The sequence below is a fragment of the Variovorax palleresanus genome, assembly GCF_051144945.1.
GTDB classification, from domain to species: domain Bacteria; phylum Pseudomonadota; class Gammaproteobacteria; order Burkholderiales; family Burkholderiaceae_C; genus Variovorax; species Variovorax paradoxus_S.
In genome coordinates this window covers 1,858,490-1,870,034 of record NZ_JBJNVP010000002.1, presented here as the reverse complement: position 1 = coordinate 1,870,034, position 11,545 = coordinate 1,858,490, and the positions used below count along the sequence as shown (strand labels likewise).

General features: G+C 68.3%; 7 protein-coding genes. 6 read left to right on the top strand and 1 reads right to left on the bottom strand.

Annotated features, from left to right (window positions below; translation table 11 throughout):
• Positions 1-11 precede the first annotated feature (11 nt).
• Positions 12-6,029 (top strand): hybrid sensor histidine kinase/response regulator, encoded by a 6,018-nt coding sequence (locus tag ACJ7Z0_RS12610; RefSeq protein ID WP_434790124.1) that lies wholly within the window; start codon positions 12-14, stop codon positions 6,027-6,029.
• 49 nt (positions 6,030-6,078) lie between these two features.
• On the opposite strand, the gene ACJ7Z0_RS12605 is transcribed toward ACJ7Z0_RS12610, so the two are convergent.
• A complete protein-coding gene (locus ACJ7Z0_RS12605) occupies positions 6,079-7,578 on the bottom strand; it encodes a cryptochrome/photolyase family protein (RefSeq protein WP_434790123.1) in 1,500 nt (499 codons plus the stop codon).
• Between ACJ7Z0_RS12605 and ACJ7Z0_RS12600 the strand changes: the two genes are divergently transcribed.
• From ACJ7Z0_RS12600 to ACJ7Z0_RS12580, 5 genes are all read left to right on the top strand, one after another.
• Positions 7,579-8,178: a YqgE/AlgH family protein gene (locus tag ACJ7Z0_RS12600; protein WP_434790122.1), complete on the top strand. Its 600-nt coding sequence runs from the start codon at positions 7,579-7,581 to the stop codon at positions 8,176-8,178. It begins immediately after the preceding gene.
• A gap of 11 nt (positions 8,179-8,189) precedes the next feature.
• The gene (gene ruvX / locus ACJ7Z0_RS12595) at positions 8,190-8,639 is read left to right on the top strand and encodes a Holliday junction resolvase RuvX (protein ID WP_434790121.1); all 450 of its coding nucleotides are present in this window, start codon (positions 8,190-8,192) and stop codon (positions 8,637-8,639) included.
• 139 nt (positions 8,640-8,778) lie between these two features.
• Positions 8,779-9,279, top strand: a complete 501-nt coding sequence (pyrR, locus tag ACJ7Z0_RS12590) for a bifunctional pyr operon transcriptional regulator/uracil phosphoribosyltransferase PyrR (RefSeq protein ID WP_434790120.1) — start codon at positions 8,779-8,781, stop codon at positions 9,277-9,279.
• On the top strand, positions 9,279-10,241 hold the full coding sequence (locus ACJ7Z0_RS12585) for an aspartate carbamoyltransferase catalytic subunit (RefSeq protein WP_434790119.1): 963 nt from the start codon (positions 9,279-9,281) through the stop codon (positions 10,239-10,241). The genes pyrR and ACJ7Z0_RS12585 overlap by 1 nt, the downstream gene beginning before the upstream one ends.
• Complete coding sequence (locus ACJ7Z0_RS12580; protein ID WP_434790118.1) at positions 10,238-11,521, top strand: dihydroorotase; 1,284 nt, start codon at positions 10,238-10,240, stop codon at positions 11,519-11,521. Before ACJ7Z0_RS12585 ends, ACJ7Z0_RS12580 begins: the two co-directional genes overlap by 4 nt.
• The last annotated feature ends 24 nt before the right edge of the window (positions 11,522-11,545 follow it).

The following is an 11,545-nucleotide window of genomic DNA, read 5'->3' as shown; positions in this document are numbered from 1 at the left end:
GAGCATCCAACGTGTCGATTCAAACCCCTGCCACGGCCCCCATTGCCGGCAACGTGCCGGCCACCGAAGACCTCGGGCCGCTGGCCTGGGTGCTGGGAGAAATTCAGAAATCCCTCGATGGTGTGGGCAAGTCGCTGCGGCGCTTCGTGCGCGACGTGGGCAGTGCCTCGGATCTCGAGAGCGGCCCGCTGCAAATGGCTCGCCAGCAACTGCACCAGTCCGTCGGTGCGCTTCAGATGGTGGGCAACAACGCCCCCGCGCTGGTGCTCGGCTCCATCGAATTCGCGGTGCAGGGCTTCATTGCCGAACCGCAGCGCTGCACCGACAGCGCGGTCCTGAAGATCGAGCGCGCCGGCTTTGCCGTCGTCGATTTTCTCCACGCGCTGCTGGCCGGCAAGGCCGTGTCGTCGGTCGCGCTGTTTCCGCAATACCGCGACGTGCTCGAACTGGTCGGCAACGAGCGCGTCCATCCGGCCGATCTCTGGAGCGTTGCGTGGCGCTGGGTCGAAGTGCGACCCGCGCTGACCCAGGCCGCGCTGGCCTATGACCCGGCCGTGCGCTCGCGGCTCGACCGCGAAGTGCTGCAGCTGGTCAAGACCGGCGACCCGCAGGCCGCGCGCCGGCTGCAGGCGCTGTGCCTGGGGCTCGGGCGCGGTGCGCTGCTGCCCCGCGTCGCAAGTTTCTGGACCCTCGCCGCGGGCTTTTTCGAAGCCCTGGCGCTGGAGCTGATCCCCGCCGATTCTTACGTCAAGCGCGCCGCCTCGCGCGTGCTGCTGCAATACGCCACGCTGGCGCGCGGCGACAGCGCGGTTTCCGACCGCCTCGGCCAGGACCTGCTGTTCTTCTGCGCGCAGGCCGTACCCGCCGCCGACTCCGACGAAGCCGCCACGCTGCGCACCGTGCGCGCCGCCTGGGGCGTCGCGGGCGAGCCGCGTGTCGACTACAGCGTCGAACAGTTCGGCCGCTTCGATCCGCTGGTGCTCGCCCAGGCCCGCAAGCGCATCGAAACTGCCAAGGAAATGTGGTCGGCGCTTTCGGGCGGCGACATCACCCGCACGCGCCAGGTGGCCGACACCTTCGCACAGCTCGGCGAGTCGCTGCAGAGGCTGCATCCGCCGATCCTGCCGATGGTGGACGCACTCACGCATGCGGTCGAAGCCTCCGTGCGTTCCGGCCAGCCGCCGGATACCGAGCTTGCGATGGAAGTCGCCACCTCGGTGCTCTACCTGGAAGCCGCGCTCGAAGACCTCGACCCGAGCGATCCGCAACTCACCTCCCGCACCCTTCAACTGGCGGGCCGCATCGAGCGCGTGCGCGAAGGCGGCCATTCGGAGCCGCTCGAGCCCTGGATGGAGGACCTGTATCGCCGCGTGAGCGATCGCCAGACCATGGGTACCGTGGTCGACGAACTCCGCAGCCACCTGAGCGAACTCGAAAAGTCGCTCGACCAGTATTTCCGCCGGCCGGCCGAGAAGGGCCTGCTGCGCACCGTTCCGACCCAGCTGCTGCAGATGCGCGGCGTGTTCTCGGTGCTCGGGCTCGAGCAGGCCGCCCACACCGTCCAGCGCATGCGCGACGATGTCGAGCAGATGCTGGTGGGCAATGCGTCGCCAGTGGAAGAGATGCAGAGCTTCGACGCGCTCGGCAACAACCTGGGCGCGCTGGGTTTCCTGATCGACATGCTGGGCTACCAGCCCACGCTCGCCAAGCGCCTGTTCGTGTTCGACCAGGAAGCCGGCGAACTCAAGCCGCTGATGGGCCGCCAGGCCACCGACAGCGCCACGGCGGATGCCGCGGCACCGGGTGCCGCCACCGGTGGCGATGCCGTGCTCAGCATCGAGGAAGTCGACGCCCAGATTGCGTCGAAGCTCGCCGCGCTCGCCACGCCCAACCGCAAGGCGAAGGTGTCGCCCATCGAGGAATTCAGCCGCAAGGCCGACAGCTGGACGAACAAGATCACCGGTCCTGCCGCGCTGCCTGACACCGAAGTCACCGAACTCGAAGAAGACGACCTGCAGAACATCTTCCTCGACGAGGCCCGCGAGGTGGTGCAAAACGGCCTGGCCGCCATCGACGAGCTCGGCAGTCACCCCGACGACACCGAGGAACTCACCATCCTGCGGCGTGCGTTCCACACGCTGAAGGGCAGTTCGCGCATGGTCGGCCTGACCGACTTCGGCGACGCCGCCTGGTCTTTCGAGCAGGTGCTCAACACCTGGCTGGCCGACCAGCGCGACGCCACGCCCGATCTGCTCGTCGGCACCCGCAAGGCGCTCGAAGAGTTCAGCCAATGGGTCGAAGCCATCGCTTCGGGCTCGCAGCATGGCTGGCAGTCGTCGCACTTCAGCCGCGTGGCGAATGCCCTGCTGGCGGGCGAGCCCGTGCCCACCATGCCGGCGCGTGTCGCCGATGCGGAGGCTCTGGCCGTGGCCGCGCGCCACATTGCCGCCGAGCCGCCGGCGGTTGCCCCGCTTCCGATGCCGGAACTCCCGGAACTGCCCGACCTGTCGTTCCCCACGGCGGCACCGCTCGAGCCGGCACCCGTTGCCGCGTTCGAACTGCCCGCAGAGGCACCGCAGGAGGCCGCAAAGCCCGAACCCGAAGACGACTTCACGTCGACCGACTTCCTCGACTTCGAATCCAAGCCGACCCCGGCCGACGAGCCTGTCTGGGCCGCCGGCGAGAAGTTCGACTTCCTGGAGCCGGCCAAGGCGGAACCGGAAACCGCCGCTTCGTTCCTGGCCGAAGCCGCTGCCGAACCGTCGCCTGAGCCCGTGCCCGAGCTGCCGGCGCTGGACGGCCTGCCTGACCTTGATTGGGCGCCCGAGCCGGCACCGGTCATCGCTCAAGAGCCCGTGCCCCTTGCCGTCGAAGTAACGCCGGCCGAAGAGATCGTGGAAGCGCCAGCTTTGCAGCTGGAGCCCGAAGAGCCTGCCGTGGTCGCGGCGGGCGAAGCACCGGCCTTGGCCGACGAGCCGGCTGTTGCCACGGCGGCCGAAGAAGTCCCGCAGCCCGAGGTCCCGGAAACCGCCGACACCACGGAAGCCACCGAAGTGGCCGCTGCCGTGTCGGGTGCCGAAGACCAGGTCAAGGTCATCGGGCCGCTGCGCATCGGCATCGCGCTCTACAACGTCTACCTCAACGAAGCCGACGAATGGTCCAGGCAACTGGCCACCGAAGTCGGCGAGTGGGCGCTCGAATCCCATGAGCGGCTGTCCGATTCGACCGTCGCGCTGGCCCATTCGCTGGCCGGCAGTTCGGCCACGGTCGGGTTCCACAGCCTCTCGGGCATGGCCCGCCTGCTCGAAGCCGCGCTGCAGCATCTGCAAATGCAGGGCAGCGGTTCGCGCGAACAGGGCGTGGTGCTGGTTGCCGCGGCCGACGAGCTGCGCCGCCTGCTGCACCAGTTTGCCGTGGGCTTCCTGCGCGAGCCTTCCGAAGGCACGCTCCAGGCGCTGCGCGACATCGCTGCCGCGCCCATGCCGGCCGAAGCTGCTGCGCGCATCGAGACCCGGCCGCACCAGCATATGGCGGCCTCCGACGGCATGGCCGACGTGGCGCTGGACGATTCCGAAGACGCCATCGACATGGCGGACGCGGTCGACGTCGACCTGTTCCCGATCTTCGAGGAAGAAGCGCAGGAACTGCTGCCCCAGCTGGGCCACGCGCTGCGCCAGTGGGCGCACCACCCCGACGACAACGCGCCGCGCGCCTCCGTGCTGCGCACGCTGCACACGCTCAAGGGCAGCGCCCGGCTGGCCGGCGCCATGCGCCTTGGCGAGCGCGCGCACCGCATGGAATCCGAGATCGAAGCCCTGGGCACCCAGGGCGGCGCCGACCGGGTCGAAATCGAAAAGCTGCTCACGCGCCTCGATGCGCTGCAGGCGACCTTCGACGCGCTGCGTGCCGCGGACGATGCCACCCAGGCCGAAGTGGCCCAGCTGGTGGCAACGGCAGCGGCCACCTCGCCGGGTGTCCAGCTGGTGCAGGTTCCCGCCGAATCCGGCGTCTCCGCCAATGACGAAAAAGCGGCCTCCGCCGACGACAGCGAAGACGCCGCCTCCGCAGCGGGAGCGGCCGCCCTGCCATCGCTCCTGCCGCGCCCCGCGCCCGCGCTGCTTGCGCCCCTGCGCGCGGTGTCGACCCAGGCCGTGCGCATCCGCACCCAACTGCTCGACCGCCTGGTGGCGCAGACCGGCGAGGTCATCATCACGCGCTCGCGCCTCGAAGCCGAACTCGGCCAGCTGCGCGGTTCGCTCTCCGACCTGACGGGCAACCTCGACCGCCTGCGCCAGCAATTGCGCGACATCGAGGTGCAGGCCGAAAGCCAGATGCAGTCCCGCCTCGCGCAGGCCAAGGATTCGCAGCAGAGCTTCGACCCGCTCGAGTTCGACCGCTTCACCCGCGTGCAGGAACTCACGCGCATGATGGCCGAGTCGGTGAACGACGTGGCCACCGTGCAGCGCACGCTGCAAAAGACGGTGCAGGCGACGGAAGACGACCTCAGCGTTCAGGCCCGCCAGACGCGCGAACTGCAGCGCGGCCTCCTGCGTACGCGCATGGTGGAGTTCGAGGGCATTTCCGATCGCCTCTACCGCGTGGTGCGCCAGGCGTCGAAAGACACCGGCAAGCAGGTGCGCCTGGACATCGTCGGCGGCTCCATCGAAATGGACCGCGGCGTGCTCGACCGGATGACGCCTGCCTTCGAACACCTGCTGCGCAATTGCGTGGCGCACGGCATCGAAGAGCCGGCCGCACGCGAAAAGGTCGGCAAGGACGCCAACGGCCTGATCGTGATCGACCTGCACCACGAAGGCAACGACGTCTCGGTGAGCTTCCGCGACGACGGCGCCGGCCTGGACCACAAGCGCATTGCCGAACGTGCCCGCACGCTCGGCCTGCTGGAAGCGGACCAGGAACTGTCGCCCGAGCAAGCCACCGAGCTGATCTTCAAGCCCGGCTTCTCCACCGCCGGGCAAGTGTCCGAGCTGGCAGGCCGCGGTATCGGCATGGACGTGGTGCGTGCGCAGATCGCGGCGCTCGGCGGCCGCATCGAAACGCACAGCACGGCCGGCCAGGGCACCACCTTCAAGCTGGTGCTGCCGCTCACCACCGCGGTGACGCACGTGGTGATGCTGCGCGCCGGCGAGGTGTCGATCGGCGTGCCGTCCAACCTGGTCGAGCTGGTGCAGCGCGTGAGCAGCACCGAGCTCGAAGCCGCCTACCTGCACAACAGCCATCCGTTCGGCAGCGAACAGGTGCCGTTCTACTGGGCCGGTGCACTGCTGCAGGCCTCTGCACGCAGCGAACACTCCACGAGCAAGAACAACACCGTCGTGATCGTGCGAAGCGCAGCGCAGCGTGTGGGCCTGCACGTGGACGAAGTGCTGGGCAACCAGGAAGTCGTGGTCAAGAACCTCGGGCCGCAGCTTGCGCGCCTGCCGGGCCTGGCTGGCATCTCGGTGCTGGCTTCGGGCGCGGTGGCGCTCATCTACAACCCGGTGGCGCTGGCCGCGGTGCATGGCGAACAGGCTCGCCTGCGCCAGGCTGCCGCGCTGGTGGCACCCGCGCATGGCGGCTCGGCCGAAGAGGGTGCTGCGCCGCACGAACCGTTGCCGGTGCTGGCTCCGCCGGTGCCGCAGGTTCCGCTGGTGCTGGTGGTGGACGACTCCATCACGGTGCGCCGCGTGACGCAGCGCCTGCTGCAGCGCGAAGGCTATCGCGTGTCGCTCGCGGCCGATGGCCTGCAGGCGCTCGAACGGCTCCAGCAGGAGCGCCCGGCCGTGGTGCTGTCCGACATCGAAATGCCGCGCATGGACGGCTTCGACCTGGCACGCAACATCCGCGCGGACGACGCCATGGCGGGCCTGCCGATCATCATGATCACCTCGCGCATCGCCGAAAAGCACCGCGACTACGCCCGCACGCTGGGTGTGAACCACTACCTTGGCAAGCCCTACTCGGAAGAGGAACTGCTGCGCCTGGTGCGTGCGTACACGAGCGAACCGGCGCTGGCCGCGGCTGCATGACGCCCTCCGGCGTTCATCAAGAAAGCAAAGGGGCCCTCGGGCCCCTTTGTTATTTCTGCAGCGCCTTGGCCCGCGCCACGCCGTAGCGCTGCAGCGTTTTTTCGCGCGCCTCGGCATGGTCCACCACGGGGTGGGGATAGGTCTCGCCGAGCTTGATGCCTGCCGCCTCCAATTCCACCGGCGAGGCTGTCCAGGGCGCGTGGATGGCCGCGTTCGACAGCCCCGCAAGCTGCGGCAGGTAGCGCCGGATGAACTTGCCTTCGGGGTCGAAGCGCTCGCTCTGCGTCACCGGGTTGAAGATGCGGAAGTACGGCTGCGCGTCGCAGCCGCTGGAGCTGGCCCACTGCCAGCCGCCGTTGTTCGACGCCAGCTCGAAATCGTTCAGGTGCAGCGCAAAGTAGCGCTCGCCGCGCCGCCAGTCCAGCCCCAGGTCCTTGCAGAGAAAGCTCGCCACCACCATGCGCAGGCGATTGTGCATGTAGCCGCTCTGGTTGATCTGCAGCATGGCGGCGTCCACCAGGGGGTAGCCGGTGCGGCCCTGGCACCAGGCCTCGAACAGCTGGTCGGCATGCTTGCCGTGGTGCCACTGGATCTTGTCGTACTCGGGCCGGAAGCTCTTCGATTCGCCGCCCGAATGCACGTGCGGAAAGTGCGCCAGGATCTGGAAGTAGAACTCCCGCCAGACCAGCTCGCTGAGCCAGGTCGCAGCGCCCGCGTCGCCCTGCAGCGCGAGCTGGTGCGCCACTCCCGCCAGTTGCCGGATCGACACCGTGCCGAAGCGCAGGTGCACGCCCAGGTAGCTCGGTCCCCGCACCGCCGGAAAGTTGCGCGCCGCGTCGTAGCGGTCGATGCGCTGGAAGAAGTCTTCGAACAGCGCCGCCGCGCCGCTGGTGCCGGTCGGAATCTCCAGCTCGGAAAGATTGCTCTTCCGGAAACCGATCTCCTCCAGCGACGGCACCGGCGCCCGGTAGGCCTCGGGCGGCGGCGCCAGCGCCTCGGCGTGGGTGCGAACCGGGTAGGACTTCAGGAAGAAGGAGTCCACCTTGGCCAGCCAGGCCCGCTTGTAGGGCGTGAACACCGTGTAGGGCTGGCCCGTCTTGGTCAGCAGCTCGTCGCGGTCGAAAACGGTGGAATCCTTGTAGGTGTGAAAGGCCACCCCCGCATTGGCCAGGGCGCCGAGCACCTGGGCATCGCGCGACAGGGCGTCGGGCTCGTCGTCGCGGTTGGCAAAGACGGCCTGCACGTCCAGTTCGTGCGCCAGCGCCGGAATTTCGTCGACCGCTGCGGCGTGGCGCACGATCAGGCCGCCGCTGAGCGCCTGCAGCTCGGCGTCGAGCTCCGCCAGCGATTCCCGGATGAATTCCACCCGTCGGTCGACGCGGGGGAGGGGGTCCAGAATTGCCCGGTCGAGCACGAAAACGCACACCACCTGCCGGCAGGCCCGCAGGGCCTGGTAGAGCGCCGCGTTGTCGTCCACGCGAAGGTCGCGGCGAAACCACATGAGTCCTTTGGGATAGGTCTTGTCGACGGCCAGTAAAATCGGCGGCATATGGCTGCCGATTCTGCCCCGATGAACCTCACGCATCACTTTCTGATCGCGATGCCGGGGATGGAAGATAAAACTTTCAACCGCAGCGTCGTCTACCTCTGCGAGCACAGCGAGCGCGGCGCGCTGGGCCTCGTCATCAACAAGCCCAGCGACATCAACCTCAAGGAGCTGTTCGAGAAGATCGAACTTCACCTCGTGCGGCCCGAGCTCGGCGATTCGCCCGTCTTCCAGGGCGGACCGGTGCAGACCGAACGCGGCTTCGTCCTGCACGAGCCGGTGTTCTCCCATGCCGAAAAGCCCGAGGAATCGGTCTATGCCTCGACCATGACCATTCCCGGCGGGCTCGAAATGACCACCTCCAAGGACGTGCTGGAGGCGCTGGCCACCGGCGCCGGACCGCGCAAGGTGCTGGTTTCGCTGGGTTATTCGGCCTGGGGCGAGGGCCAGCTCGAGTCCGAACTGGCTGAAAACAGCTGGCTCACCGTGAGTGCCGACCCGGCCGTCATCTTCGACACCCCGGTCGAGCAGCGCTACGACAGGGCGCTGCTGCTGCTGGGCCTGGAAGCGTGGACGCTGTCGCCGGAAGCGGGACACGCGTGATGGCCGCTGCCATGCCTGACGCGCCCCAACCCTCCGCTTCTTCTACCGTTCCCGTTCCTGTTGCCGTTCCCTCGCACTTCCAGAGCTTCCTGGCCTTCGACTTCGGCCTGAAGCGCACCGGCGTCGCGAGCGGCAACCGCCTGCTGGGCACCGCCACCCCCCAGGCCACCATCAAGGCCGAGGGCGATGCCCGCTTCGCGCTGGTCGAGGCCCGCATCAAGGAATGGCAGCCCGACGCGCTGGTGGTCGGCGTGCCCTACCACCCCGACGGCGCCCCGCACGAGAACACCCGCCGCGCACTGAAGTTCGCGCGCCAGCTGCGCGGGCGCTTCAATCTGCAGGTGTTCGAGGTCGACGAGCGCTACAGCACCACCGAGGCGCTGGCCTCGGGTGCCCGAGATGCCGATGCCGCCTCCGCCTGCATCATCCTGGAACAATTTTTGAGGAGCCTCCAACAATGAAGCTCTCCCCCAGGCTTCGCGCACTTCGTGTCGCTTCTCCCTCCCCCTCACCGGGGGCAACACCAGTGGCCCGGCAAAGCCGGTTCCACGGTGTTCCCCGCATCTGCCTTCCCCCTTGCCTTGTCCTGGAGCCATCATCGTGAGCCCTGTCGTTCCTGACGCCGAATTGCTATATCTCGATCTGTTGGCAGGCGTGAAAGCGCTGATGCGCCCCCAAACCAGACTGGTCGGCATCACCTCCGGCGGCGCCTGGCTGGTCGAGCGCCTGCAGAAAGACCTGGGCCTGAGTGGCGCCCCCGGCGTCATTTCATCGGCTATGCACCGCGACGACTTCGCGCGCCGCGGCCTCTCGGCCAGTGCGCAGACCGCGCTGCCCTTCGACGTGAACGGCGCCGACGTGCTGCTGCTCGACGACGTGCTCTACACCGGCCGCACCATCCGCGCGGTGCTCAACGAGCTGTTCGACTTCGGCCGCCCAGCCTGCGTGCGCCTCGCGGTGCTGGTGGACCGCGGTGGCCGCGAACTGCCCGTGGCGGCCGATTTCGCCGCCACCACGCTCACGCTGCCGGCCACGCAACTGCTTGCCCTTGCACGCGCCAACGACGGTGCCTTCAGCCTCAAGGTCGAGGAGAACCGCTGATGCTCTACAAGCGAAATCCGCAGCTCAACAAGAACGGCGAACTGATCCATCTGCTGTCGATCGAGGGCCTGCCCAAGGACATCGTCACGCACATTCTCGACACCGCCGCCAACTTCACCAGCGTGAGCGACCGCGAGGTCAAGAAGGTGCCGCTGCTGCGCGGCAAGAGCGTGTTCAACCTGTTCTTCGAGAACAGCACGCGCACCCGCACCACCTTCGAGATCGCGGCCAAGCGCCTGTCGGCCGACGTCATCAATCTGGACATCGCGCGCTCCTCGGCCACCAAGGGCGAGTCGCTGCTCGACACCATCGCCAACCTGAGCGCGATGGCAGCCGACCTGTTCGTGGTGCGCCACAGCGAGTCGGGCGCGCCCTACCTCATCGCGCAGCACGTCGCGCCGCACGTGCACGTGGTGAACGCCGGGGACGGCCGCCATGCGCACCCGACGCAGGGGCTGCTCGACATGTACACGATCCGCCACTACAAGAAGGATTTTTCGAACCTCACGGTGGCAATCGTCGGCGACGTTCTGCACTCGCGCGTGGCGCGCTCCGACATTCACGCGCTCACCACGCTCGGCTGCGCCGAAGTGCGCGTGGTCGGCCCGAAGACTCTCGTGCCCAGCGACATGGCCGGCATGGGCGTGCGCGTGTGCCACACGCTCGAAGAAGGCATCAAGGACTGCGACGTCATCATCATGCTGCGCCTGCAGAACGAACGCATGAGCGGCGCGCTGCTGCCTTCGTCGCAAGAGTTCTTCAAGACCTACGGCCTCACGCCGGAGAAGCTGCAGCTGGCCAAGAGCGACGCCATCGTCATGCACCCGGGCCCCATCAATCGCGGCGTGGAAATCGACTCCGCCGTGGTGGACGGCAAGCAGAGCGTGATCCTCCCGCAGGTCACCTTCGGCATCGCGGTCCGCATGGCCGTGATGAGCATCGTCGCAGGTAACGAAGCATGAACACACTGATCACCAACGGCCGCGTCATCGACCCCGCCTCGGGCACCGACAAGAAAGCCGACATCGCCATTGCCGACGGCAAGATCGCCGGTATCGGCAACGTGCCTGCCGGCTTCAAGGCCGACCGCACCATCGACGCCGCAGGCTGCATCGTCGCGCCTGGCCTCGTGGATCTGGCGGCGCGCCTGCGCGAGCCGGGCTACGAACACGAAGGCATGCTCGAAAGCGAAATGGCCGCGGCCATTGCGGGCGGCGTGACCAGCCTCGTGTGCCCGCCCGACACCGACCCCGTGCTCGACGAGCCCGGCCTGGTCGAGATGCTCAAGTTCCGCGCCGAGAAGCTGCAATGCGCGCGCCTCTTTCCGCTCGGCGCGCTCACGCGCAGCCTTGCCGGCGGCGTGCTCACCGAGATGGCTGAGCTCACCGAGGCCGGCTGCATCGGCTTCAGCCAGGCCGACGTGCCGCTCGCCGACACCCAGGTGCTGCAGCGCGCGCTGCTCTACGCGAGCACCTTCGGCTACACCGTGTGGCTGCGCCCGCAAGACCGCGACCTTGGCAAGGGCGTGGCCGCCAGCGGCCCGCTGGCCACGCGCCTCGGCCTCTCGGGCGTGCCCGTGTCGGCGGAAACCATCGCCATCTTCACCATCGTCGAGCTCATGAAGAGCACCGGCGCGCGCGTGCACCTGTGCCGCATCTCCAGCGCCGCGGGCGTGGCGCTGGTGCGCGCGGCCAAGGCCCAGGGCCTGCCGCTCACCTGCGACGTCAGCATCAACTCGCTGCATCTGGTCGACACCGACATCGGCTTTTTCGACAGCCGCGCGCGCCTCAATCCGCCGCTGCGCCAGCAGGGTGACCGCGACGCGCTCTCGGTCGCGCTGGCCGACGGCACCATCGACGCGCTGGTGTCCGACCACACCCCGGTCGAGGCCGATGCCAAGACGCTGCCCTTTGCCGAAGCCGAACCCGGCGCCACCGGGCTCGAATTGCTGCTGCCGCTCGCGCTGCAATGGGGCGAGCGCAGCGGTGCCGGCATGTCGCGCGCGCTGGAGGTCATCAGCTCCGCACCCGCGCGATTGCTCACCGCCGCCGACGCGGCCACCGGCATCGGCCGGCTCGCCGTGGGCGGCGTGGCCGACCTGTGCGTCTTCGACCCGGCCATCGAGTGGCAGGTGCAGCCCGAGGCGCTCAAGAGCCAGGGCAAGCACACGCCGTTCGCGGGCTACCCGCTGCAGGGGCGGGCGCGCCACACCCTCGTCGCAGGCCGCGTGGTCCATGGTTGAATAATAAAAAGAGGGCTCACATCT